The organism is Polaromonas sp. UBA4122 (assembly GCA_002381615.1).
GTDB lineage: Bacteria > Pseudomonadota > Gammaproteobacteria > Burkholderiales > Burkholderiaceae_C > Polaromonas.
Genome location: DFWY01000011.1, coordinates 18,755 through 44,835, shown reverse-complemented (window position 1 = coordinate 44,835; position 26,081 = coordinate 18,755). Strand labels below are relative to the sequence as shown.

The 26,081-nt window shown below is 55.4% G+C and carries 21 protein-coding genes and 1 pseudogene; 11 read left to right on the top strand and 11 right to left on the bottom strand.

From position 1 onward, the window contains the following. The 3 genes from B3F77_RS02030 to B3F77_RS02020 all read left to right on the top strand — a co-directional run. Nucleotides 1-303 (top strand): RES family NAD+ phosphorylase (locus B3F77_RS02030; protein ID WP_293603337.1); only part of this gene is annotated, 303 nt, incomplete at its 5' end. A 228-nt stretch (nt 304-531) separates the two neighbouring features. Further along, nucleotides 532-750, top strand: coding sequence for a hypothetical protein (locus tag B3F77_RS02025; RefSeq protein ID WP_293603336.1), 219 nt, complete (start codon nt 532-534; stop codon nt 748-750). Between the two features lie 119 nt (nt 751-869). Beyond that, nucleotides 870-1,277, top strand: a complete 408-nt coding sequence (locus B3F77_RS02020) for a histone protein (protein WP_293603335.1) — start codon at nt 870-872, stop codon at nt 1,275-1,277. Between the two features lie 158 nt (nt 1,278-1,435). Here B3F77_RS02020 and B3F77_RS02015 read toward each other — a convergent pair whose 3' ends face one another. Then, a complete protein-coding gene (locus B3F77_RS02015) occupies nt 1,436-1,885 on the bottom strand; it encodes a hypothetical protein (protein WP_293603334.1) in 450 nt (149 codons plus the stop codon). An 84-nt stretch (nt 1,886-1,969) separates the two neighbouring features. Here B3F77_RS02015 and B3F77_RS02010 point away from each other — a divergent pair, with 84 nt between their 5' ends. After that, nucleotides 1,970-2,368, top strand: coding sequence for a Tn3 family transposase (locus tag B3F77_RS02010; protein WP_293603333.1), 399 nt, complete (start codon nt 1,970-1,972; stop codon nt 2,366-2,368). Nucleotides 2,369-2,535: 167 nt separating this feature from the next. Here B3F77_RS02010 and B3F77_RS02005 read toward each other — a convergent pair whose 3' ends face one another. After that, nucleotides 2,536-3,489 (bottom strand): LysR family transcriptional regulator, encoded by a 954-nt coding sequence (locus B3F77_RS02005; protein WP_293603332.1) that lies wholly within the window; start codon nt 3,487-3,489, stop codon nt 2,536-2,538. An 87-nt stretch (nt 3,490-3,576) separates the two neighbouring features. Here B3F77_RS02005 and B3F77_RS02000 point away from each other — a divergent pair, with 87 nt between their 5' ends. The 7 genes from B3F77_RS02000 (at nt 3,577) to B3F77_RS01970 (ending at nt 12,929) form a co-directional block, all read left to right on the top strand. After that, nucleotides 3,577-4,929, top strand: a complete 1,353-nt coding sequence (locus B3F77_RS02000; protein WP_293603331.1) for a D-serine ammonia-lyase — start codon at nt 3,577-3,579, stop codon at nt 4,927-4,929. Nucleotides 4,930-5,135: 206 nt separating this feature from the next. Beyond that, nucleotides 5,136-6,695, top strand: a complete 1,560-nt coding sequence (locus B3F77_RS01995; protein ID WP_414702942.1) for an ABC transporter substrate-binding protein — start codon at nt 5,136-5,138, stop codon at nt 6,693-6,695. 7 nt (nt 6,696-6,702) lie between these two features. Continuing rightward, complete coding sequence (locus B3F77_RS01990) at nt 6,703-7,644, top strand: ABC transporter permease (protein WP_293603330.1); 942 nt, start codon at nt 6,703-6,705, stop codon at nt 7,642-7,644. A gap of 133 nt (nt 7,645-7,777) precedes the next feature. Continuing rightward, nucleotides 7,778-8,587, top strand: a complete 810-nt coding sequence (locus B3F77_RS01985; RefSeq protein ID WP_293603339.1) for an ABC transporter permease — start codon at nt 7,778-7,780, stop codon at nt 8,585-8,587. 114 nt (nt 8,588-8,701) lie between these two features. Continuing rightward, nucleotides 8,702-10,387 (top strand): ABC transporter ATP-binding protein, encoded by a 1,686-nt coding sequence (locus B3F77_RS01980; RefSeq protein ID WP_293603329.1) that lies wholly within the window; start codon nt 8,702-8,704, stop codon nt 10,385-10,387. A gap of 52 nt (nt 10,388-10,439) precedes the next feature. Beyond that, nucleotides 10,440-11,906, top strand: coding sequence for an N-acyl-D-amino-acid deacylase family protein (locus B3F77_RS01975; RefSeq protein ID WP_293603328.1), 1,467 nt, complete (start codon nt 10,440-10,442; stop codon nt 11,904-11,906). 87 nt (nt 11,907-11,993) lie between these two features. After that, nucleotides 11,994-12,929 carry an N-carbamoyl-D-amino-acid hydrolase gene (locus B3F77_RS01970; RefSeq protein WP_293603327.1) on the top strand — a complete coding sequence of 312 codons (936 nt, stop codon included), beginning with the start codon at nt 11,994-11,996 and terminating at the stop codon, nt 12,927-12,929. Here the strand turns inward: B3F77_RS01970 and B3F77_RS20875 are convergent. The 9 genes and pseudogenes from B3F77_RS20875 to pglX form a co-directional block, all read right to left on the bottom strand. Beyond that, nucleotides 12,884-13,009, bottom strand: a pseudogene (locus tag B3F77_RS20875) (transposase domain-containing protein); the annotation flags it as partial. The gene B3F77_RS01970 and the pseudogene B3F77_RS20875 sit on opposite strands and share 46 nt — an antisense overlap. A gap of 35 nt (nt 13,010-13,044) precedes the next feature. Next, complete coding sequence (locus B3F77_RS01965; protein ID WP_293603326.1) at nt 13,045-15,084, bottom strand: DEAD/DEAH box helicase; 2,040 nt, start codon at nt 15,082-15,084, stop codon at nt 13,045-13,047. Beyond that, nucleotides 15,081-16,391, bottom strand: a complete 1,311-nt coding sequence (gene brxD, locus B3F77_RS01960; RefSeq protein WP_293603325.1) for a BREX system ATP-binding protein BrxD — start codon at nt 16,389-16,391, stop codon at nt 15,081-15,083. Before brxD ends, B3F77_RS01965 begins: the two co-directional genes overlap by 4 nt. Further along, nucleotides 16,388-19,093 (bottom strand): BREX-2 system phosphatase PglZ, encoded by a 2,706-nt coding sequence (gene pglZ / locus B3F77_RS01955; RefSeq protein ID WP_293603324.1) that lies wholly within the window; start codon nt 19,091-19,093, stop codon nt 16,388-16,390. The genes brxD and pglZ overlap by 4 nt, the downstream gene beginning before the upstream one ends. After that, nucleotides 19,090-22,821: a phage resistance protein gene (locus tag B3F77_RS01950; protein WP_293603323.1), complete on the bottom strand. Its 3,732-nt coding sequence runs from the start codon at nt 22,819-22,821 to the stop codon at nt 19,090-19,092. Before B3F77_RS01950 ends, pglZ begins: the two co-directional genes overlap by 4 nt. A gap of 282 nt (nt 22,822-23,103) precedes the next feature. Next, the gene (locus B3F77_RS01945; RefSeq protein WP_293603322.1) at nt 23,104-23,664 is read right to left on the bottom strand and encodes a hypothetical protein; all 561 of its coding nucleotides are present in this window, start codon (nt 23,662-23,664) and stop codon (nt 23,104-23,106) included. Beyond that, nucleotides 23,661-24,332, bottom strand: coding sequence for a type II TA system antitoxin MqsA family protein (locus B3F77_RS01940; protein WP_293603321.1), 672 nt, complete (start codon nt 24,330-24,332; stop codon nt 23,661-23,663). Before B3F77_RS01940 ends, B3F77_RS01945 begins: the two co-directional genes overlap by 4 nt. 51 nt (nt 24,333-24,383) lie before the next feature. Beyond that, entirely contained in the window at nt 24,384-24,806 is a 423-nt protein-coding gene (locus B3F77_RS01935) for a hypothetical protein (RefSeq protein WP_293603320.1), read from the bottom strand. A gap of 70 nt (nt 24,807-24,876) precedes the next feature. Next, a partial coding sequence (gene pglX, locus B3F77_RS01930; RefSeq protein ID WP_293603319.1) for a BREX-2 system adenine-specific DNA-methyltransferase PglX occupies nt 24,877-26,081 on the bottom strand: 1,205 nt, incomplete at its 5' end.

Sequence of the window (26,081 nt, the reverse complement as noted above, 5' to 3'; positions counted from 1 at the left end):
GACAGCGTCACATACCAGGGCTTTCTTGCAGACTTCAACGCAGTGTTTCATGACTTGCGCGCTGGTGGAGGCTTCGAAGACTGCCTGGATCCAGGAAGCTACGTCCCGTCGCAGTCACTGGCGGCTCAGTTGCTTGAAAGCGGGTCCCTCGGTGTTGTCTACCCCAGCGTGCGCCATGCGGCTGGAACAAACCTGGCGTGCTTCAGGCCGGCATTGGTTGGCAACGTCCGAAAGACCGAGGCCTATCGGATGATTTGGTCTGGGACGCCAGAACCACGAATCGAAATATTGGATGGCAAGTAGTCGCGCACCCTGGCGAATAACTTCGCGGGGGTGCCGGGCTCGGTCCGCGCTGGTGCGAAAAAAGCCAGCCCGCACTGGATGGGCCTACCTTTGTGCGCCAGGCGCCCGCCCGCGGCGTACCAATCGAGGTGGTGAGCGAGTTGGTGGTGCACGGCATGCGCCATCGGGTGGTGCTCCAAGCAGTGCCAGAATCCCGGTCATGACGAGCTAGCACCTGAGGATCAAGCGATGAAACTACTGACCAGTCCAACGTCCTGGAAGCTCTGGGTTCAAGCAGAAGAAGGGCGCTTTTCGGACGCCCAGCACCCACCGCCTTGCAAGTACCCCTGCTTTGCTTACCTGGAGCTCGAGAGTTGGGGGCAGGAGACCCAGCGCGCGGTTTATCTGTACCAGCATGATGTGGAGGCCATGGCGCTCGAGCTGCTGGCGATGGCCCAGAAAATGTAGTGCGTCCAAAGCAGGCGGCCAGCGTTGGCATTGAAAAAAGCCAGCGCTTCAAGAGTGCTCAGTGGGTTGCAGCGCAGCTTGCATGGCCCAGGTTCATTGACGTCAGCCGAGTCCAATCGATGGCGCCGGAAAAAATGATCACAATACCGGCACTGGCAAAAACAACTTTGCCAGCTCACCAAAAAAAAGGAAATCAGAAAATGGCAACTGCGAAAAAGGCGGCCCCCAAGGCTGCAGCACCTGCGAAAGTGAAGACTCCGGCCAAGGCGGTTAAGCCAGCTGCAAAAAAGGCACCCGTGTCCAAGACCGCCAAGGCCATTGCAAAGCTGAGCAGCAGCATTGCGAAGCTGACCGGACGCAAGGACAAGATCAACGCAGAAATCAATGTGCTGCGTGATCAACGTACTGCACTGAAGGCCGCTCCTGCAACGCCTGCGCCTGCCGCACCGAAGGCGAAGGTCGCTGCCAAGGCGGCGCCAAAAGCGGCCGCTCCCGTAAAGGCAGTCAAGCGCGCTGCCAGGAAGTAAAAGTCCGTCGCGACATAGTCGTGCTGTAGAAAAGGCCCTTCGGGGCCTTTTTGCATATGAGCGCCGCAGCCGCATACCGCTTACTTTCCTTTGACCAAAAACAATACACTTGCATGCATGCTGTCCGCCCAGGGGGACCGCCATTCAACCTATTTTCCTCAGTTACCCAGGCGCAGGAGGCCCGGAAGTGAGGTGTTGGAGCGCTGTGCTCCTTCGAACTGCGGCGCAGTGCTTCGAATGTGCTCAACACCCGCACGGACATTGGCAATCATGGCCTTGATCTGATCTGCCGCTTCGTGGGTCAGCGCCAGTACGATCTTATTCACCCGGCCATGCGTGCTCAGTCGTCCAACGGCACTCAGTAACTTGGGTCGGCTGGTCTTGGCCTCCAGCCTGGACTTCGGGTTGGCCAGACGCACATACCAACTCCACCAGTTGTAAATCAGCGCCACCGCGCTGGCGCTTAAGGCGCAGCGCTCAATATCGTGCGTGATGTAGCCACCCCAGCCCCACTGGTTTTTGATCTCATCAAAGCCGTTTTCACAGTCCGCACGGTCACGGTAGAGTTGTCCGATTTGTTCCAGCGAGTAGGCACTAATACGACACAACCTCCAAGGCTTCGGTGGACAAGCAAGGCGTGAAGGACGAATGGGCATTGGCGCAGACAGTCGAGAAGTCTCTCCCTGGCTTCGTTGATTCAGGAGCACTATCCGCAATTCATGCAACTCGCGCTGGCTATCCAAATCGGCGCACTCGCACCTTCTGCGGTCCTGGCGAGGGTCATTAGCTACAGCACGCGAAATCGATTCGCTCTCGCCTTGAAGGAGCTTGGGAACGCGGTGCGTACTACGTACCTACTGGAATTGATCATGAACGACTCTCTGCGTCGCACGGTCCACAAGGGGAAAACAAAAATCGAACGACACCACAAGTTCGCGAAGCACCTTGCTTTCGGGGCGTCAGGCCATCTCCGGTCCAGTAATTCGGCCGATCAGGAAAAGGCCATCGTCTATAACGAACTCGTAGCAAACGCAGTTGCGCTCCAAAACGTCGTGGACCAGTCCCAAGCGCTACATACACTGAAATCCTAGGGAGTCAACATCCGCCCTGCCGATTTGGCTTTTTTGAGCCCATATGCCACCAGCAAGCTCAAGCGATTCGGTAACTACTCAACCGACCTGAAACCCGAGGAGATGCCGACTCGCATGACCCTACCGTTAAAAGATTTGGTCGCTGTGGCAGTTTTTTTACATGAATCTTACCGGCGGGCCATTAGAGCCAAATTTCTTTTTTCTTCAAAGTGCTTTGCCTCCTTCGTCAGCCAATCAACAATAACCTCATTCTTGGTTGAAAATTCGGAGGCAGAAATAAAATAATAGGCCGCTTTCGATGGAACCAAAATCCCAAAAAGGTCTATCAGGCGTCCTGCAATAATATCTTCTATCATCAGGGCAGATCGACCGATGGCTATGCCTTGCCCAGCAACTGCTGCGCTTATCGCAAGCTGCGACAGATTGAAGCGCTGCCCCTTGTGAACATCTGGCAGTCGAACGCCTGCAGCCCTCAGCCACGAGTCCCATTCCTCAAATTCGTCAGCCCCGTCCCACGGCGTCACATCGTGCAACAAAAACGACCCGGTTAGATCTTGTGGCGTCTTAATTTCTGGGTGTGCCTCGACAAAAGCGGGACTTGCCACAGGGAAAAGCAGTTCGTCGAGGAATTTTGTGCAGTTGACGTTCGTGTAACTCCCCAGATCAAACCGGATGGCTCCTTCAATCCCCTGGTGCACCATGAGGGCGTGGTCGAGCGCATGATATTCAGCAAAGACACGCAACCCCAATCCCGAATGGTCCCTAAAAAAATCGCCAAGCCGCGGCATCAACCAGAGCATGGCAAACGAGGATGAGCAACTGAGATGCAGCGGGTCGCTGACTTTTTCACTGCGCAGTTGCGACAGCGCCATCTTTATTTCCTGCAGGGATTCCGTCACAACAGCATACAACTTCGCACCCTTTGCGGTCAATGTTAGTGCGCGCGGTGTTCGGTTAAACAAAGGAAGTCCGGCCCAGTCTTCCAGCCGCTTCACCTGCTGACTGACTGCTCCCTGAGTGATATTTAATTCCCACGCCGCCTTGGTAAAGCTGGCATGGCGAGCGGTCGTCTCAAAACACCGTAGCCACGACAATAGGGATGACGAAAGATAACTATTCATTATTAGCCTTAGTAATAGACATATTGATATTAACCGTTTGTTTGCGGCGACGCTATCGTGATAAAGTTTTCTCATTGGAAGTTTTACATGGGAAATATCATTTTTTCAGACACGATCAAAGCCGATTTGGTATCCGCTTCGCCATGCTTGTGGATAAATCAATACCACTGCCTGCCACGGACAGCACCGATGGCGAGTAGTATTAGTTACGTCGATATGGAACGGACTGCTGACCGGTTGCACCGGTTTGGTCCGCTGTTGGCCGAACTGTTTCCAGAAGTTGCACAATTCGGGGGCATGATCGAGTCAGATCTGATCTCGATACCAAGCTTTGCGCGGGCCCTTTCTCATCCTCCAGAAGCGGGTGCGCTCTGGATCAAAGCCGATCACGCATTGCCTATCGCCGGATCAATCAAGGCGCGCGGCGGTATTCATGAAGTGCTCGAGTTTGCAGAGAAGCTAGCTCTGGATCATGGATTGATCGATAGTGACAGCGATTATTTACAGCTCGGCCTCCCCAAAGCACGCGCGCTTTTTGGGCGGTATCAAGTCGCGGTCGGATCGACCGGCAACCTTGGCATGAGTATCGGCACTATTGCTGCCGCTTTGGGGTTCAAGGCTGTCGTGCACATGTCATTCAATTCGAAGAAATGGAAAAAAGACAGGTTGCGCAAGCTCGGGGTGCAAGTCATCGAACATGCTGGCGACTATGAGAAAGCCGTTGATGCAGGGCGGCGCGAAGCGGAGGCCGATCCATACAGCTATTTTGTTGATGACGAGCGTTCATTATCCCTGTTCCTAGGTTACAGTGTGGCCGCTTTGCGTCTGCAAAGTCAGTTCCACCAAAGCGGGATCGGTGTTGATGCGAGACATCCGTTGTTTGTTTATCTGCCTTGCGGAGTAGGCGGTGCCCCGTCCGGCATCGCGTTCGGGCTTAAACAAATCTTCGGCGACCACGTGCATTGCTTTTTTGCCGAACCTACTGCTTCGCCTTGCTTCCTGGTACGGATGCTGCACCCCGATCATGCCGGTATCTCCGTCTATGACATCGGTCTCGATGGCAATACGGAAGCTGATGGACTCGCAGTGCCGCGCGCCTCTGAGCTGGCCATCGATATGATGTGGCCGTTGTTGTCCGGTGTCTTCACCGTGAAAGATGATGACCTGTTCCGTTCGTTATACCTCCTGAATGAAACCGAGGGAATCAAAATAGAGCCTTCCGCAGCAGCCGGATTCAATGGACCGCAGATGTTACTTAACAGCGAAGCCGGCCGGCACTACTTAGCAGCCAACAACCTGACGAACAAAATGAGCGGGGCGACACATCTCCTCTGGAGTACCGGCGGGCTGTTCGTTCCCGACGACGAATACGTCGGCTTCCTCGCGCGCGGTAAGACAATAGTTGCTGGTGACCGAAACTTTGCTCTAACGATCGCCTAAGCGGACAAATATAAACGCGGGCGTGACGCTACGCCGTATGGCGTCACCTGACTTTACTTCATGTCATCAAATTTGCAATATCAGCCTAGTTGTTGAAAAATAGCAATAAAGATTAAGCACAGCAGTTTTCGTAAGTAGGTAATTAATTTATTAAATAAGGAGACAATATGATCGCATTTACAAATTACAAGGTTCGTCCGCTACGCGTGCTAGCGTTTGTAGCAGCGTTATCCGCAGGCATGTCTTGCGCCGGCGTAGGCGCACAAACCGTTACCGCGGTGATGCAATCGGGATTGCGTGTATTAGATCCCATCATAACAACTGCGTATATGACACGTAATCATGGCTACATGATTTACGACACGTTGTTGGCTACAGATGCCGATAACAAGATTCGGCCACAGATGGCCGAAAAGTGGGACATCTCGTCAGACAAGAAAACATATACTTTCACGCTACGCCACGGCCTGAAATGGCACGATGGCGCGCCGGTTAAGGCCGAAGACTGCGTTGCATCGATCAAGCGGTGGTCTGAGCAAGACAAAATGGGGCAGATCTTGATGACGATGGTTGTCGGCATGAAGACGGTGAACGACAAGTCGTTTCAGATCACCCTGAAGCAACCTACAGACCTCGTGCTGCAAGCGCTGGCAAAGCCAAGCGGCCCACCGCCCTTCATGATGCCCAAACGGATTGCTGAGACACCATCGACACAGGCAATCAAGGAATATATCGGATCCGGACCATTCAAGTTCGTGGCAGCTGATTTCAAGCCGGGTATCAAGGTGGTCTACGAAAAGAATAAGGATTACGTGCCGCGTACCGAGGCCCCCAGTGGCTTAGCGGGCGGCAAGGTTGTACATGTCGATCGTGTCGAATGGGTCACCATGCCTGACAGCCTGACCACCCTCAACGCCTTGGCAAATGGTGAAATAGACTATGTCGAACAGGTGCCCTATGATCTGTTGCCGATGGTTGAGGGTAAAGCCGGCATCAAAGTTGAGGTCGTGGACAAATTGGGTTACCAAACGGTTTATCGCTTTAACCACCTGCACGCTCCCTTCAACAACAAGCTACTTCGGCAAGCAGCGATGTATGCGGTAAGCCAGGAAGACGTGATGAAGGCGGTGGTTGGCAATCCCAAATACTACAAGACCTGCCCATCGGTGTTCGGATGCGGCACGGAGTACAGCAGCACGGGCGGGGCCGACATGGTAGTGCCCTCAAACATTGAAAAGGCAAAGCAGCTCCTCAAAGAGGCTAAATACGACGGTACGCCTGTAGTGATCCTGCAACCGACAGATATTAATATATTGGCGGCGCAACCTGTGGTCATCGCGCAGGCGTTGCGCAAGGCCGGTTTCGTGGTCCAACTGCAAGCAATGGACTGGCAGTCTGTCATCGTCCGTCGCGCAATTCAGAAACCGCCTACGGAGGGCGGATGGAGCATCTTTTCGACATTCAACGTGATTCCCGACATCGTTGATCCGCTGCGCAACTTCCAGATCGCCACAAACGGAAAGCAGGCGTGGTTCGGCTGGCCTGACATCCCCAAGATAGAACAACTGCGCCAGCAATTCGCGCACACCACCGATGCAGCTGAACGCAAGAAGCTGAGCGAAGAAATCCAGAAGCTCGTGTACGAAGAAGGTGTGATTGTTCCACTTGGTGAGTTTTCTATTCCGAGCGCGTATCGCACCAGCCTGAGCGGCATTTTGGAAGGATCTGTGCCCGTTTTCTGGAACATGAAAAAAACCGGTAAGTAGATTCATCATGCTCAGATTCGTTGGACGGCGTTTGCTTGCCACAATTCCGGTCATGGCGATGGTCGCGGTGGTCATATTTGCCATCCTTCGCATGACGCCGGGTGACCCGGCGGCCATCATAGCGGGGGATAACGCCACTGCCGAACAATTGGAAGGCATACGCAGTTACATGGGACTGGACCAACCGATTTACATCCAGTTCTTCATGTGGATGGCGCAGCTGTTGAAGGGCGACCTAGGTGTGTCACTGATTTCCGGCGTGCCGGTAATCGGGATGCTTGCCGACCGCATCGGGCCTTCGCTGGCGCTGGCCAGCGCGACCATCTTCCTCACGGTCATCGTCGCAGTACCGCTTGGCGTGATTGCGGCGTGGCGTCAAGGCAAGCTGCTGGACCGCGCTGTGATGGCGTTTTCCGTGCTTGGGTTTTCGCTGCCGGTGTTTGTCACAAGCTACTTGTTGATTCTATTTTTTGCGATTGATCTTGGATGGTTTCCAGTGCAAGGCTATAAGCCGCCGAGTGCCGGACTCTGGCCGTTCCTGCAAACCTTGGCGCTGCCGACGCTCGCACTAAGTACGGTATATATCGCACTGATCGCCAGGATCACACGAACCAGCATCATCGAGGTGATGGGAGAGGACTATATCCGGACCGCACGAGCCAAAGGCTCGAAGGAACGTACTGTATTGTTGCGTCACGCATTGCGCAACGCAGCAGTCCCAATTATCACCATCATCGGTGTCGGCATTGCCATGCTCATCAGCGGTGTTGTCGTCACTGAATCGGTGTTCAATCTACCAGGTCTTGGGCGACTGGTGGTCGAGGCTGTATTAGCACGCGACTACCCGGTGATTCAGGGTCTGATTCTGTTTTTTTCTTTCATCAATATTATGATCAACTTGGTGGTGGATATTCTCTACACGGTATTCGATCCGCGCATACGCTATTGAGGATCCCATGGATAATATCGAAAATAAAATGCTCGTATTGCCGGTCGCGATCGCGCTTTCATCACTATCGCAGACGCAAGAAACTATAGGCAATGCATCTGCGCCGACCCTGTTTTCCCAGCTGAAGCGGACGATGAAAAGCGGACCGGTTCTGGCAGCCATACTGATGCTCGGTGCGCTTGTCATCATTGCGTTGTGCGCGCCCCTGCTGTGGACCTCGGATCCGACCCTGGTTGATCCTGCGGAGAGGCTTAAGCACGTCTCCGCAGCCCATTGGCTTGGCACCGATGCGTTCGGACGTGATTTGTACTCGCGCGTGCTGTATGGAGCACGCATTTCACTTATTGCCGGGTCGGGCGCGGCGGCCGTCAGTATCGCTGCTGGTCTCTTCATCGGCGTGATCGCCGGCTACTTCCGCCGTGCTGATGCAGTGATCATGCGGTTTATGGACGGACTCATGGCCATTCCAGGCATTCTGTTGGCTATTGCACTTGTATCGCTGTCTGGCTCTAGCTTAGTTACTGTCCTGGTAGCAATCACCATCCCTGAAATCCCGCGTGTGGTGCGACTGGTGCGTAGCGTCATCCTTACCGTGCGAGCAGAGCCATATGTGGAAGCCGCAATAACGCTTGGCACGCCAGTACCTGTCATTCTTCTTCGGCATCTTGTGCCAAACACTATAGCGCCGCTGATCGTACAGGGGACCTACATTTTTGCGTCGGCAATTATTACCGAGGCGATTCTGAGTTTTTTGGGGGCAGGACTTCCGTCGGAGACTTCATCATGGGGAAACATTATGGCTGAAGGTCGCATGTACTTTCAGTTGCGGCCAGAGTTCATCCTCTATCCGGGTATCTTGCTATCTTTTACGGTACTGAGCGTGAACGTTCTTGGCGACGCGATGCGCGATGCACTGGACCCTAGAATGGCACGCAAGCTATGACGGACTATTCATTTCTGTCGCAGACATCGCCGTGCGCCTCATTCCTGCGCCACTTGGACTATTCCCTTCAATCCGTTCAAGTTATTTTTGCTTGACTCCTTAACGTCCTACGCCATGAACCCCACAATTTCTAACACTGGTTCCGACACGGGCAAGCCGGTCCTGACAATAGAGAATCTTTCAGTTCGGGTGGTGGGAAGCGCCGCCGCCCAACATGTCATAGAAAATGTCAGCTTTGATATCAAGGCTGGCGAGACGGTGTGCGTGGTCGGAGAATCCGGCTCCGGTAAATCGGTGTCTTCTCTGTCCGTTATTGGACTGCTGCCTAAAGGCGAGCTTGCAGTAAGCGGCGGGACGGTTATGGTTGAAGGCGAAAACATCCTGTTGGCCAGCGAGCAGCGTTTGCGCGAGATGCGCGCGACTCGTATGGCGATGGTGTTTCAGGAGCCGATGACGGCGCTCAATCCGGTGGAAACAGTCGGCAGGCAGATTGATGAAGTGCTGACACTGCATACCAAGCTCACGCGGTCGGAACGCCGGGAGAAGGTACTGGCGATGCTGGAATCGGTGCACCTACCGGATGTCAAGCGCATTTACGACTCGTATCCGCATCAGTTGTCTGGCGGGCAGCGCCAGCGAATCGTGATTGCCATGGCGTTGATTCTCGAGCCCAAATTGCTGATTGCGGACGAACCTACTACGGCGCTGGACGTAACCACTCAAAAGCAGATACTACTGCTCATCCGTGAGTTACAGGAGCGGCATGACACCGCGGTCATGTTTATTACCCATGATTTCGGTGTTGTCGCCGAAATCGCGGACCGCATCGTCGTAATGAATCGCGGCCACGTGGTTGAAGTGGGCACACGTGAGAATCTTCTTACGCAACCCCGTGAGGCCTATACCCGGATGCTTGTATCGTCGGTCCCCAGTCTGGTTCCGAAACAGCGTGCTGTTCTGACAAGGGAGACTGTCCTGGACATTGCGGCGCTGAACAAAACCTACGTTGAAAAACATATCTTCGGGAGTGGTCGATCCGTAGCTGCGGCTCAGGACGTTAATTTGACGCTTCGTCGTGGCGAGATTCTCGGCGTCGTCGGCGAATCTGGATCCGGAAAATCGACTGTTGCTCGGTGCATCGTGCGTCTGATCGACCCCACTTCAGGCACCGTCCGAGTCAAGGGACTCGATATAGCCCTCGCAAGTCGTGGCACGCTGCGCAGTTTCCGTCAGCGCATTCAGTTCGTATTTCAGGACCCTTATCGCTCCCTCAATCCAAGGTTGCCGATAGGCGACTCGATTATTGAAGGGCTGCTCAACTTTGGCGTAACTCGTGAGGAAGCGCTGCCGCAGGCGCGCGAATTGCTGCGGCTAGTCGGCCTGGGCCCTGAAGTGATGCAACGCTACCCGCACCAGTTTTCTGGTGGCCAGCGTCAACGCATTTGCATCGCCCGCGCTCTTGCCCTGAAGCCGGATATCCTGGTGGCGGACGAGGCCGTGTCCGCGCTTGATGTCTCGGTGCAGGCCCAGGTCTTGGCACTACTTGAGGACATCCGCGAGCGAACCGGTATTGCAGTCCTGTTTATCACACATGATCTGCGTGTCGCCGCACAGATTTGCGACACGATTGTGGTGATGCAGCGAGGGCGAATTGTCGAATCAGGTACGGCCGAGAAAGTGTTGGCCGCACCAGAGCATGAATATACGCGAACGTTGATAGAAGCCGCACCTAGCCGTGACTGGGATTTCCAGAATTTCAGATCTATGCAACCCAATCATGCAGGAATACCCGCGGTCTGAATGCGCTTGCGCTGATGGCGCAGAAACTTCGATTAACCAATAGGAATTACAGATGTCGGAAGAATCCAAGTATTACGATTGCATCATCAGCAATGGCTCCGTGATTGATGGCAGCGGCCAGCCCGGGATTGTTCAGGATGTCGCCATCCTGGGTGAACGGATTGTAAAGATCGGCGATTTGAAAGACGAAAAAGCGAAAATATGGATCGACGCGACAAGACAGGTGGTTGCGCCCGGATTTATCGACGTGCACACCCATGACGATGCCGGGGTCATTGCCCGTCCTTCGATGACGGAGAAATTAAGCCAGGGTGTCACGACCGTTATTTGCGGCAATTGCGGCATTAGCGGTGCACCGTATTCTTATGTAGGAGATCCGCCCGGCCTGCTGCGTATGGTTTTTAAATCGGATCAATTCATTGCCGATTCGCTGGAAAATTACCTGAAAAAAGTGACCGCTGCAGGACCGGCGGTCAATGCAGCGTTTCTGACTGGGCATACAACGTTGCGCATGAATGTCATGGGAGAAGATGACCTTGATCGGGTTGCCACCGACGACGAAATCGCTGCGATGCGTGCGCTGTTGACCCAGTCCCTGGAGCAAGGGTCGATAGGCTTGTCAACCGGCCTTTTTTATCCGCCAGCACGCGCTGCCTCGACACGCGAAGTGATCGAAGTCGCACGGCCGCTGAAATACTACGACGGGGTGTATACCACCCATATGCGCGACGAGGCCGACGATGTGGTGCAAAGCATTCAGGAGGCACTGGAGATCGGAAAGGCGATCGAAGCCCCGGTAATTGTTTCGCATCACAAATGCATGGGGCAGCAAAACTTTGGCAGAAGCGTCGAGACGCTTGCCTTGTTCAAAGCAGCGCGTAAGCATCAAAAAGTGTCGCTAGACGTCTATCCTTATACCGCGTGTTCGACAGTGCTTAATGAAATCATGGTCGGTCAGGCCCTTAAGACATTGATCAGTTGGTCCGATCCGCATCCGGAATTCTGTGCATCCGACCTCGACCAGGTAGCGCAAACACTCGGGTGTTCACGCGCCGAGGCGATCGAGCGGCTTCAGCCGGGAGGCGCGATTTATTTCATGATGGACGAAGAGGATGTGGCGCGCATCATGTGTTCACCTGGCGCGATGATCGGCTCGGACGGCCTGCCGGAAGACAAACATCCCCATCCCAGACTTTGGGGTACTTTTCCTCGAGTTCTCGGTCGATATGTGCGTGATTTGAAGATATTGTCCTTAGAAGATGCCGTGCATCGTATGACGGGATTGTCCGCTAGCCAATTTGGAATTAAGAACCGCGGCCTAGTTCAAGTCGGAATGTATGCCGACCTGACTATTTTCAATGCGGACACCATCATTGACATGGCGACGTTCGAGCACCCCACAACACCGGCGGCAGGCATTTCGCATGTGATCGTTAACGGTAAAACGGCTTGGCAAAACGGTACGCAAACCGATTACCGCGGCGGCAAGGTGCTGCGGCGCCGTGATCTGGCTGATTAATTAGCAATCCCGTATTCGCATGCTGTCCTTTAGCGCCGCTGAGAGTCCGCATGTTTATAAGACCAAGATAAGAAAGATGATCTGCATATGACTGATTCTGCTCGCAAGATGGGGCTCGCCATAGCGCAAATGGGACCGATACATCTGGCCGATTCGCGCGCTGCGGTGGTGAAACGACTGGTAGAAATGTTGCGCGAAGCAAAAAGCCGTCAGGCTGACCTGGTGGTTTTCCCCGAGCTGACGTTAACGACTTTTTTCCCGCGTTACTGGATCGAAGATACGGCAGTGCTCAACGAATATTTTGAAACTAGCATGCCCAATATGTACATACAACCGTTATTCGACGAGGCGAGAAAACTGGGTATCGGCTTTTACCTCGGCTATGCCGAACTCACACCTGAAGGCCGTTATTTCAATACTTCGATTCTCGTCGACAAGAGTGCCGCCATTGTTGGCAAATATCGTAAGATCCATCTCCCTGGACACACCGAGCACAAAGTTGACGCGACCTTCCAGCATCTGGAGAAAAAATATTTCGAAGTGGGTGACCAAGGTTTCCGCGTTTCATCGATGCTGGATACCTTTATCGGTATGTGCTTGTGCAATGATCGCCGCTGGCCGGAGACATACAGGATGTTGTCACTGCAAAGTGCCGAGCTGGTTGTGCTTGGATATAACACACCATCGTCGAATATATACTGGAATGAACCTGTCCAGAATGGCATGTTCCATCATCTGTTATCGCTTCAATCAGGCGCTTACCAGAACGCGCTATGGGTAGGCGCTGCGGGCAAGTGCGGATCTGAGGATGGGCATCACATGATTGGTGGTTCTGCCATCGTCGCACCGACCGGAGAAGTCGTGGCGCAGTCGACTAGCGAAGAGGACGAAGTGATTGTCTCAAAAATTGACCTGAACTTGGGCCGTAATTATAGAGAGCACTGGTTCAACTTCGCCAAGCATCGTCGTCCCGAACACTACAAACTGATTGTCGAACGGATAGGAGCCGGCGCGCCTCTCTGACAGGGTCTTGTCAGCACGTCCTTGAGATAAGTCCACGGGTCATGCCCATGCAGCTTTGCGGACTGGTAGGTTTTCCTGATGAAGCCGCGGCACACCAAACTTGCAGAACAGCCGGTTAGCCAAAATCGTGATTTTCAAACTGCCTCATCATAATAATCTGAACCAGCAAGTGCGCAGGCAGGCATTCTGAAAACTTGATCGGCTTCGCAAGATCTTTGATTTCTTCAGGAGAAAACTTCAGCTCTGCAGCCAAGAGTTCAGGACTCAGCTCATTAGGGTCAATAGGTGTTTTAAGGTCCAGCCCAATCGCGTCAACACGTCTGACCTCAACCCGCGATTGAATTTGTTTGGCGATACAGCGATTCGCTCGGGTGCCACCAAAGGTCCACAGTCGTGCAGCACCCGAGTCGTTCCTGGTGATTGCCATCGAAAGGCTGTTGCCAGTGTCAGGCAAATCTTCTATAACCAGGTCGATTTCAAGCCGAGCCCGTTTTGAAATCACTGCATGCTCGCCGTTACCCTGGCGTAGTGCTCGAAAAATCCCCTGCGCGATCTCGCGACTCAGGGTCCGTCCACTTCCAGTCCAACGGGCCTTGCCGCCTTCTTTGGCAGGCTCAAGCCAGACTGTTTTCCGCTTCCAGTCCACATCCGTGATGCGCCAGCTTTTGCCGGCCAGCAGGATTAATCGATCTTGCTTTTCGCCGGTCAGCATCGTGGGATCGATGTACCCCACCTCGACGCTGCCAAAGCGACCCAAGAGCAGCTGGGCCCCAGAGAATGACGCCAGAAGGTCTTTGTAATGTGCGCGGCCGAATTGCTTTTCGGTCATGGGTCCAATTTGAAGAACCCCATCCGTGTCCATCAGGTAGCCCGTATCCACCATGTGGCTGATGACATCTGAGATGCCCTGTGTGTTGGATTCAGGGAAAGCACCGCACAGAAGTGAAATCAGTTCTCGCCTCGGCCATTGGGAACGTTCCAGGGTGGCTGCCATGGCCTGCTGTGCGACGATCGCCCAAGGTTCAGGGGGCGGGTACGCCGCTTCCACCCATGCTTCACTCCACAAACGACAAATTCCCATCGCCAACATAAGTGAGTCGTCATTGGTGCACAGGAACAAACAGCTTCTTCGTGCCCCACTTCGGCGGCCAGTACGACCCATGCGTTGCAAAAACGATGACACAGTCGCCGGCGCATCTATCTGGATCACATGGTCAAGATCGCCAACGTCGATGCCCAGCTCCAGCGTTGAGGTTGCGACAATCACGCAGTCTTTTTCTTCTGCAAAGGCGGTTTCCGCCATCTTTCGCTCTGAGTGACTGAGCGATGCGTGGCTTAAAAACGTGCGTACATCCTGACCACGCAGCATGCTGGTCAGCTGTTCGGCGCTGCTGCGTGAGTCGCAAAAAACCAGGCGTTTGCTGCCCCGATGAAGGCGTGCGATCACGGTTCCAGCGTTGAGCAGTGAGCCAACGAAGTCGATGGTGACATCCGCATCGGTGCTGACTGAGGCACTGCCGACAACCTTCTTTAGGCCTGTGGGCGCAAACCAGTTCAGCAGCTCTTCCGGGTTGCTGACGGTCGCTGACAGACCAAGCCGTTGCATTTCTTGGGGGACGTATTGCTGCAGTCGGTGTAGCACCGCTCGCATGTGCCAGCCACGGTCATCGGCAGCAAAAGCATGAAGTTCATCGGCAATCACCACCCTCAAATTGCCGAACCAGGCCTTGCGGTCAATGCGGGTGGAGACCAACATGCCTTCCAGCGATTCCGGCGTCGTCAACAGAATATCGGGTGCATCTTTGACGGCATGGCTTTTTTGAGACTGCGAAACATCTCCATGCCACACCGCGACACGTCGGCCGACCAGTCCAGCGTAATAGGACAGCCGTTGCTCCAAATTATTCAATAGGGCTTTGATTGGGCAGACGTAAATCACACTCACGCCTGGCCACGCATGCGTCATCATTCGGGATAAAACGGGAATGATGGCGGCCTCAGTCTTTCCTCCCGCCGTGGGTGCCAGCAAAAGGCAATGCACGCCGGACAGAATCGGATCAATCGCCTGTAATTGGGTTGGGCGCAAGCTGTTCCAGCCCAGCGAATTCACGACGTGATACTGAAGCGCCGGATGGAGCTTTTCGAATTCACTCACAGTTCAATGTCATCCACACTGGTGGCACTGGCTGCAGCCCTTTCATTGGCGGTCATTTCGGTCTCGGCCAAGGTCAGCTTGTAGTGCTGACTTGGGTCAAAACTTTCATGCAAATCGACCCGATCAAGCACATCGGCTACCAGTTTCTTCAGGAATAAGCGCGGTGCCACGCCCACTTTTCCACCAAGACCGCCTGCCACGGCGTGGGCTAAAACCTCAATGTAGGTGTCATCGACCACGCGACGTAGACGCGCCTCATTGGGCTGCGTATCCGCATAAATATCGCGCACGCGTTTACCCACGGCCACCAGGGAACCCTGATCAAAAGGTGCCAGTCGAATTTGCACAGCGCGCGGATTGTCAAATTTTCGGTCCGTACCAAAATCCACATGCAAACGCTGAGCCAGTGGCGCAAGCCGTTGAACCCCTTGGGCGCCGTCAAAGAATGCCGGTGTTCCAGTGATGACCAGGTACAGCCCCGGAAAGCGGCCCGCATCAATCTCATCGATCAACTGGCGCAAGGCATTCAAGCCGCGTTCGCGCGTGTCGGCGCGCATGCGCTGCAGCGTTTCCACTTCGTCCAGAACCAGCACCAGGCCAGGGAAGCCGCTGTCACGCAGAATCGTCAGCAATCCGATCAGGAAATTGGCTGCACCAAAGTGGTCGAGTTCACCTTTGATGCCAGCTGCGCGCTTCACGCTGGCCGCCACATTGGGCTGGCCAGCCAGCCAGCTGATCAATCCTTCGGCAAGCTGGTTGTCGCCGTCGGCCAAGGCTCGACGGTAAGTTCGCAGAACTGCCGAAAACGCCGGCGCTGTCTTGCTGATGGTCGCCAGCTGCGCTTCCATCAGCGCTTGGGTTCGCTCTAAAAGTGCGTTCGCATCGTTGGCGTCAATGGAGCCATCCGCCAAAACATCTTGTTCCAGGGCAAAAAACCATCCGTCAATGACACTGCGAAATGCACCGGTGCTGCTATCTGCTGTGCCCAGGCGTTCGACCAGCCGACGGTAAATTGTCTCCAATCGATGCAAGGGCGTTTCGGTTTCGTTGATTTGCACTTCGCTAGTGGCAAAGCCTTTGGCACGCGCTCGCTCCTGCAACCACCGGCCAAAGAACGTCTTGCCGGTGCCGTACTCACCGCGAACGGCTTTAAAGCCACCGCGCCCAGAAGAAACCGTTGCCAACTCTTCATCCAGCGTCGGTGCAAAGGAGTCGATGCCAACCGCCAACGCGTCCAGCCCAGCGCTTGGAACCGTGCCGCGACGCAAGGCGCCAATGATGTCATCACGTCGTGCGGCGCTGATCATCGTGCACCCCCAGTCAAGCTGATGCGAAATTGCTGCAGCAGCAAAATTCGATTCAGCTCCACGGTGCCAGCGGCTTCCTCCACCAGCAGCACTGTCGCCTGGTCTACATTCAGCACCCTTCGTGCGGCGCTCAGCATCCCAGTCAATCGAATTTCAGGCACTGAAATTCGTTGGGCCAATGCCGCGCGTGACAGCTTTCCACCACGCTCAGCCAGCGCTGACAGCAGTTTGCGCATCTGATCATCGGGTGGTGCCACGCGCGCTGCCAATGAGCGCTGGGAGGCGTACACCTGACTTTGCAGGAGGGTATCGATCCAGTCATCTGCTTGTATTGGCACCGCAGTTGGAATCGGTGCCACGGAGGCGTCAAACAACTGGTCTTGCCCAGGTGCCGGCGTCGCTGGCCGTCTTACTGTTGTTCGAGCTGCCGGAGCCACTTGGGTCACTATTGTCTGAGGAGTTGCCAGATTGGGCAGATCCCACCACTCTGGTTGTGCTGGAAGTGCGGGTTGCCACTCAGGCAAGTTCATGCCAAACGGCACCAACACGCTCAGTGGTACGGTGACCTCTTGCATGGCCACCCCGCCGTGATAGCCATTTTTACGACCCGAGTACCTGACGCTTTCGCTCCACAAACACGCAACCGTTGTTGCACCGTTAGCGGTTCTCACTCTTCCACCGGTCAAAACGATTTCGTTGCTATTGACGGCATCGTTGCCATTTCGCCATCGATCACTTTCGCCACCGCTGATTTGCGTGGTGCCATCTTCTAGTAGGTGCCCATGGTCCGCTGTGACTATGACGACACGGCGGGCAGCCTTGGCTTCATTGAGAATTGGCAGAATCAATCGCAGATCTTCGAGCGTCCAGCGCTGATTCAGCTGATCCGGACCGCTCAAATGGTCGTCAACAGCGTTGTAAACCAGCCCAACGATACGTTGATGGGGGTTGGCAATGGCCGCACGAACCTCGCCTGAGAGGTTGGTCGAATCACTCAAGTCGCCTTTGTGGAAAAGCTTGGGTGGCACATCGGCGCGCGATTGGGCCAGCAGTTCGGCGTGGGTCGAGAACCCCGTCTTCTCAAGCGAAGAAGTACCGGTCGTGAGTCGGCCACAAAGCAAGGTGGCACGGCTCACTTCCGTGACCGTTGGAAACGCCGCCACGCCAGTCAGCGGCCTGGCCAAAGCGGCCGGCACCATCTCAGCCCAACCCAAACGCTCGGGTCTGGCAAATAGTTCCCGGAAAATACTGGTGCTCAGGCCATCGACCACCAGCAACAGCACCGGTTGCAGTGCCGCTAACGGAGCGACCACGCGCTCAAGCACTGATTCCAAGGGCACGATACGCCCCTCAGGCCCAGGTGCCTGCGCGTTCCAGCGCTGCAAAGACTGGGCAAATCGTTGACCCAGTGCATTGCGGCGCGTGATGGCGGCGCTACGCACCGCTTCATAGGCATGCGACACCTCCACCAGTTCATCCCCACCCAGCAGCCTGAAGCGTGCCCAATCGACAAACGAGCCTTCATCCGCTTGCCAGCAGACCAAATCGGCCACTGTGGAGGCAGCTGTTACTGGGCGCACCATCCAACGCGCCATGCGTCGTGCCATTTCCACTCGGTCGGCACGCTGAATTTGAGCGGTAGCCAATACGTGCGTCAACACGCGGTTGGCAGCTTCTTCGACCGCTGTCAAGCTTGCGTCCGTGGGCGTTTGCACATGTTGGGTCAGCGTCGCCGCAAATGTGCGCATGCGCTGGTCAAAACCCATCGGCAAAACATCGCTCAAATGTGCGAATTCGCCAACGCGTAAGTCGGTCAATAAATTATCTGCGCGGTCCAGGGCCGATCGATACATGTCAGAGCCACCATCACGAACCAGCTGCTGGGCAGCTTGTGCCCAAGCGCGACCTTCCACCACACCCACATGGGCATCGTTGACAAAGCGCTCAAGCCGGATGGCAGCGTTGCCTAAAGCGGACTGTCCTTCACCTGCTGTGGCATACAAAACACCACACACCAAACCCAACGCCATTGCATCGCCGGTGCGGCCAGCTTCAATACATGCGAGCACCATTTTTCCGGCAATGCCTGCCGATTCACTTAACCAGTTGAGTGCATCCGGTCGCGCGTTGGCTGGCAGCAAGTTGATGGATGCGTCGGTCGTGGGTTGCATCGTCCATCGCAGCAGAGCCGTGGCATCCGGTCGCGGTGTATCCAATTGAAGGAATCGTTGCAACAGTTCTTTCCAAGCTGTTTCCAGGTCAAGAAAACCGTTTGGAACTGGAGTGTAGGCACCTTGGGCTGCACCATCCACCAGCACTTGTGGCATCCAGGAATATCGTCCCAGCCTGGCATCAACCTCTTTTGCGCCAAAGAGCTGCCGCACGATTTCCCAGCCCTCTGGCTGGAAGACACGACCACGCGCCAGGCGTGCAGCAATGTCCTCCGCAATTTCGTTGGTGTTCAGCGGTGTCAGCAAAACCAGGCCAGCGAGAGCGGTGTCTGCTTGTTCAGCATCAGTCAAGGCCTCACGCATGGCCAGCATCGAGTCGCACCAGCGTAGCGCGAAGCGACGCCCACGGTGAGGGATGTCGTCAGGCCATACCTGCTTGGTCGGCGATTTGATCGCGATGGCCAATGCACTCGGTTCGCGCGCCAATACCGCCTCCAGTTGCGCGGTAATTTGGGGCACTGATACCGTCATGGCAAGGTGCTCCGGCGTTGAATGCGCCAACTCAAACTCAGCTCCAGCTCATGGTCGCCTTGCAGTCGATCTTGAAGGTTCTTCAACACCATGGCTGCCGCTTCCGTATCCAGGTCTGCCTTTTGCGCCTCTTCCACCAGTACAGGTGCCGCAGGCGGCGTTCCAGTACCCGTGAACGGCATCGGTGTTGGTACCGCTGGCATCGGCACTGGTGCGGCGTTGGTTGGTGTGGTTGTGGGTGCAGCAGGCGAGGGCGCAGGAGCCGCAACGGTCAGCAAGCGAACGGCATCCCGTTCAAGCTCTTCCAGCCTTGATTTCAGCGGAATCACGTGTTCTTCACTCGACAGCACTTCTGTTAGGCGGCTCAAAATGGACGCTGCGGCCGCTTGGCGATGGTCTTGCAGATCCCGCATGGCATCGAAAATGGTCCAATTTGCGTTGTTCAGCGCATCCGCCACAGTCTGGGCTTGGCCCATACTGCGGCCAACCGCCGCTTCAGACGTTTCAATGGATGCGCTGGCAAAGGCTTGCACCAGATCAGCATCGGTCGCAGCCTGCAATGTGGCCAACAAGGCCTGGGCTGACTCACTGGTGCGCACACGGCCAGCAGTTGATGCGCCATAGCGCGTGGCACGGTCTCGCACAGCGACCACCAGTTTGCTGACTGCTTCGCGTTTGCCGGTGGCTTCGCGACGCACATCGTCAACCAGGCGGCCCACATTGCCAGCATTCAGCGTTTGCGGCACCGTCAAGCCAAACAGGCTGGCGGCGCGTTGCACCGCGGTTGTCCAATGGCTTGCATCCGGCAGCGATTGCTCCCGAAGTTCAAGTTCGTCGGCCAGGCTGTCGATGGTGGGCTCCACGGGACCACCGCGCAAAATGAAGCGACGGTTGGTCATTGCTGCAAAACTCAAAATAATCAAGTTTTGCAATTCCAAGGGCAGACCCATCGGGTTGGGCAAGTCGATCCATTTGCGTAATTGGCCCACCGTCATCGCGCCACCGCCATCACGCGCATGGCTTTGTGCAAAACGGGAGCGCCAGTGGTCTTCCACCAGCAAGTGGGTTTCGCCCATTTGTCCCAATTGGCAGGGGTTCACCACCGAACGAACCAGGCGGCGCGTGGCTGAATCCTGCACCAGACCACGACGGTCAGTCGCTTCAATGGCGCGTTGCACTTCTGGCCAAATTTTGCGAATGACCGCCGGTTTGATGTCAGTGTCAAATTCTGGATGGGCCGGGTACTGATGCGCAAAAAGTTGGCCCAAAAGCGCCTCAAAAGCCTCCTTGAAATTGGCGCCCACGGGCGGCCGTGGCGACAGGGTTGGGTCTAAAGACTGAAATTGCTGGTCAGCGGTCAAGGCATTGGCGACCGCGTCGCGTGGCTCAGAACTGATGCCAAAGGCCACTTCCAGCTGGCTTCGCAGTTTGCTGCGCAATGAATCCAATTGATTCTTGGCCAAGGCTTTGGCCTGCACCCGATCCACAAAACTCAGGTGCGATGCATAGCTCTCGAACCGGTCGCCAGACAGAATGTGGCTCAATATCACTTGGCGCCCCAAATCAGCCAGCGCTTTGTTGCTGAAAAAGGATGGTAGCCAAACCAAGGTTTTGGTGTCGCCACCACGGTAGGCATCCAAGCGAGCGATGTCGTCTGCAGGACTACGGTTGGGCTCATCGAACGGAAAATCCAAGATCACAGTCCATGCGCCAGACCGACCACGCAAGCGGTCATCGGTCATTTCGCGTACGTTTTCGTAGAGCAATTCCACTTCGCGGCGAGTGCCGCGCCAGGTGAATTCGTAGGTGGTGAACAAGGCACCATCATCAGGAATACCCAGTTCAGCAAACAGGGATTCCCGGATCTTCTTGCGCCGGTTGCCAGCATTGTCATTGGCCTCGGCTGCTCTCAGGATGGGCTCAATGTCCACTCCTGTGACCTGGATAGACACCACCGGATTTTGGTCTTCGGTGATCTTGATCTCGCCAATTTCTGACGCCCAATCGCGGCATTTACGCAGTACGTCCTGTGCTTCTCGACCAGGGATGGGTGACTTGAAGGTGCCGTGGTTCAAGGCTGCCAGACGTTGTGCTGTCAAACCTTTGAGCGATTCCACCTCGGGCACCAGGGCACCCAGCAACAGCGTTTTGAGCAGGCGAGCATCGTTACGCAGGTTTTTGGCCGCGGTGGCATCGGCTTGGCCGAGTTTGATGGCCTCCAGCGTTACGTTGTGTTGACGCTCCAGCATAGGCAGCAGGCGTTGGTTGAACAAGCGCTTGGCATTGTCAAAATGCAGCCGCATGCCCTCAGAAAACGGTTCATCGCCTTCACTGATCGCGTCGTACAAATCACCTACCGGGATGAGTTGACCCAGTTCCAGGTCATCGCGGCGGTCCACCAACAACTGCATCATCAGCTTGAGCGCTGTGCGTTCGCGCTGTAACGCCGCAGATACTGCTATCAAAGTTTGCACCAATGCCGGTGAAAACGGGTACACCTTCTGGAACATATCCCGATCAGCCGACGTGGTCAGCAGCGTGTCGAGCACTTCCCGCCGAACCGACAAAATCTTTTCAAACTCGGCTTGCAAGGTTTGGCGTGCGGCCTCGTTGATGGGGCGTAAAACCCGCTTTTCTGCGATGGCTGGTAGATTGCGGTCTTCCAGCGTGATGCGGTGAAAGCGCGCTTCCCAATGGCGCAAAACGTCACTGAATTGCGCTTGCACTGAACCGGCCAGGTTTTCGCCAACCAAATCACGCAGGTCGCGCTGCCGCGCCACAAAACTGACCAAGGGAATCGGCCGGTCGTCATTGGTTGCTTCCACCAATTTCACCAGCTTGGTGCCTTCTCGGCTCACAAAACTCACGTCGGCCGCATGGCTGGCCAACCACAACACAAGCTCGTCCAGGAACAAAATAACAGCGTCGTAACCCAAGGCTTGCGCGTGCCGCGTCATGATGCTCAAACCATTGTCGAGCGACACAAACGATTCACCGCCACCGGCCAAAGTGCGGTACGAGGAAAAGTATTTGCTGATCAGGTCGCCGACCAAGCGGGATCGCTCTTCGCCATTGGGTGCTTCCAGGGTCGCCGCGTCAAAACTGCTTGCATTCCAGCCAGTATCCAAATCGCCCCATCCTCCGCTATCACTTCCTCCGTGACCGCCGTTGCCTCCTTTGTCGCTTGTCACCTCATTGAGCTTGGTGAAAAAGGCTGCATCCCCAATTTGTTCGCGCATGCGCCGGGCGTCTTCAAACAGGCCTTCCGCCAGGTAAAAGCCGGGGACGGGTGCCTCAGGGTGGAGCTTGCGCACATAGTCGGCATATTGCCCAAGAATGGCGCTCTCCATGTCACGGGCACCGATCATGTGGTACGGCACTAACAAGAATTTTTTGCCGTGCGTCCAACCATGCTGCGCGACCACGCCGGCCAACTCAGGTATCGAGCGCGCTTGCGTATTGCCTGCCAAAATCAGATTCAGGACAGCCATAAAGTGGCTCTTACCTGAACCGAATGAGCCATGCAGGTACGCCGCCTTGCTGCCGCTGGTCACCACCGATTGCTTGATGAAACCCAGCGCGTTGTCAAAAGCGTCCACCAGTTGGGGAGTCACCACATAGTCGCGCAAGGTCGCTTCGGCGTGAGTTACGCCCTCGGAAAGCTTCAGCACGAAGTCGCCCTGGTGCACGCGCTCCGGGATGTTGATCAGGTCTTTTAGCAGTGTCATGGTTGTTTATCTCCCTCTGGGTCATCGCACATCAAGTGACAATTGGCGCGACATGTTGGCTGTTTGTACATGTTTGAACAACATGTTAAAAAAAACTCGTAAAAATTAACATGTTGTGGATTTGCTTGTGATCAAGACATCCCATGCAGGTCAACCTGTCAGCCGTGTGAACAAGGCGTTGCTGATGAAATAGACCTCACGCCCAATCTTCTGACTCGAAAAAACCGCCATATTTTTAAAAATGCGTTAGGCGTCAGGTTCCTTGACGGGTTTCAACTTACGTCAATGTGGAGCCACTTTTTTGCCTGTAGCCTTCGCCCTTGCTGATTTCTTGGCCTGAGCTTCAGTTTGCGGTGCTGGGTTTTCAAGTGGATCAAGGGTGCTCTGCTTGAGGTCGTGAAAGTGCACAGTAGGCAGCATCACAGGTCCGGCAGGCATCCGTGATGTGAGAGTTAGCAGTTGCTCCCGAATGGCCGACCAAAGCAGTGCAGCGCCATTCACAGAAACAAGGTCATGCGGTGAGCCAAGGTTCTCTGCACCTTTGGGAAGAAGGATGATGGCCGCAGCCTCTATATCGATGCGGTACGGTGAGAACTTACGGTCCGGCTCCGATGCTAATGGCTGGTTATCGATCAACAGCTGCAGCGAGACAAGGTACATCGGCCCGCGCTCATGCGCCATGTCGAGTTCAGCCAAACCGATTTCAGTCGTGATGCTGACGCCGTCGAAAACAAACACCGTCGTCATCGGGTTGGGTGGTTCAGCCGGAGCGTGCTCCGGATCGATCTCCACATGCACGCGCTTGAATGTGAGCTGTAACAGCTGAATGGGGCTCGGTTTCATGATGCAGATACCTTCCTCGTCATTCGCCCTTCGTTGCTGGCGTCCGGCAGAGTCAATGTTTGTCGGGTGGGCACAAGGTGTACTGACCAGGCCTTGGCAAAGTTGTTGCCCAGCGCCGCAGAGCTTCCTGACGCCACGTACCGCTCTTGATGGCGCGACCCGGCTTGCGCCGCGTCGTAAACCTTCGTCAAGGGGCGAACCTTCACCCGCTGCTCGTCCTCACAACGAGCCGCCCAGAGGGGCAACTCAATGTTGGCCTTGTCAGCCAGCGATTTCATGACCGACGGGCTCTCGATCGCCAACTGCAGCAACAGTGTTGTGCTGTCATCGGGGTAAGTCACCTCGTTCTCGTACCGTGAGAACGCGATGATTCCCTTGCCGAAAATCTTCGACGCGTCCTGCTGCGTCAGTCCATAGCGCTTGCGCAAAGCCAGGATATCTTCACCCAAGAGCAGACCGCCGTAGTGCGCCTTGCGCGCTGCCAGTCGGACCAAGTTCTCTTTTTGCTGGGCGGCACGGGTCGTTTCTTCGCCGCACTGGTCGCAGCGCGAAGTCAACAGCTGCACCTCTACGGTCTTACCGTGCGGGCTGAACGTTCGAACGCGTTCTGCCGGATGCAGATGACCCGACCTGCAGGCAGGGCAAGTTGGAAATGTTTGTTTGATCATGGTTGTTTCTTCAATTAAGCAAGAACACAGGACGTCGCATTGACGTAAAAATTAGCGAGGTGGGTGGCACGACACCAAAACAAGGGTGAGTGCGCCAGATACATCGATTGAAAACTTCATGTAAACCTCAAGCCCCTTGGCACTTCGCTGGCGGCGAGCATCGTCGTAAGGCATCACATAAACATCGCACGCAACGACTGATCCGCCTTTGACTTGGCACCACTCGGATTTGCCATAGTCGTTTGCCAACAAACAGCCCAACATGTGCACTACGTCCTCGTAAGTCCATCGATAGTTTTCCAGGTCAAGTTCGCAACGATCGGTTGCCACCCAAAGGGCATCAAGATCGAATTCCGTCGATTTCAACAACGATTGAAGACCAAGAAGGTCGATCAAAGGGCCGCCAACAATCCATCTGCTTTTCTTGTTAGATGGGTTAAATGGCGGTAACGTTGACGGATCAATCCGCCACAAGTCAGAGTATGAGTTTATCACGGTGATAAATCAAGTGGGGTAAGTCCGTAGATTCGAACGGGGAATGGAATCACGCCGCCGCCTTGCGCCGCCCGCGCGTCGCCACCGTCGGAATTGGCTTCCAGGCCTTCAAATCATCCAGCGTGAAGCCTTGGGCGCGGGCTTCTTCTGACACGAAGCCTTTGTAATAGTGGCCCATGCGCTCGCCATAAACGGGATCGACATCGTTGTGCCATTGCTCCAGCCAGGGCACCAGTTCAAGCAGACCGGCCAATAACGGTTGCAGGCGATCGGCCGGCCAGCCTTCGTTGTCTTTCATATCGAGGTAAAACGCGGCGAGGGCGGTGGCTTGTTGCAGGTGGTCCCAACCAGCCCAGGCAATGACCAGGCTGCCATCGGCCCCGCGTTCGCAACCCGGAAAGCTGATCCAGCGCTCCTTCGGCACGTCCAGACCGCCGCGAAGGCGCCAGACGTCGGTTTTGAGGAAATCGGTGCTTTTGTATTTGGGTGGAACTGGAATCTTGCCCACGATGATCGTCAAATCTTCACCCGCATCTTCGCGCCGCTGCAATGCCCAAGTGTCTTCCCATTGGCTACGCTTGCGCAGGCCAGCATCGGTGTAGCGCAGCACTGGCAAGAACGGCGCGGCTTCACCAGCAACCAGATCGGCGACGAGTTGGCTGGGATCGAAGTCAGCATGCCCGGCGTAGAGTGCAGCGATTTGCATGAAGTCGGTGTCCATCCTGGCAGCGTCGGCCAGGCGACTGGTGGAGGTGAGCTGTGGTGGCTGGTCAGCGCTGGTGGGCCAGTAGCGGGGCAGTTCGAGCCGTGCCAGCAGCCAATCGCGTAGTGCGGTTTTCTCCAAAACGTCCCACTGCGGTGAGTTCCAGCGGCGTTTGTACTCGGGGCGCTCGATCAGGCGGATGTTGCGGTCGGTTTCAATCAGGTCAATGCGGCGCTGCACGACCTGACGGTAGTCCTCGGGCCAATGGCTTGGGATGTCGATGATGGGCGTGGAGCCGTGGCGCGCAAACCAGGTGGTGGCTTCCGTGCCAGCGGCCATGCGGCGGGCCAGCACGATCTCAAAAGCGCGTTCACCGAGTGCCACCTCGGGTGGCTCCGGGAATACAAGTTCACCTAAATCGCTAACACCCGCGAGCAAGCCATAAATGCTGTAGCAATACCAGTCCAGGTTCTCCTGTTCAGCAATCATTTTCCGGGTTAGGCTGGCATACGCAGTTTCAGCTGAATTGAGACTTACTCTCGTTGGAGGCC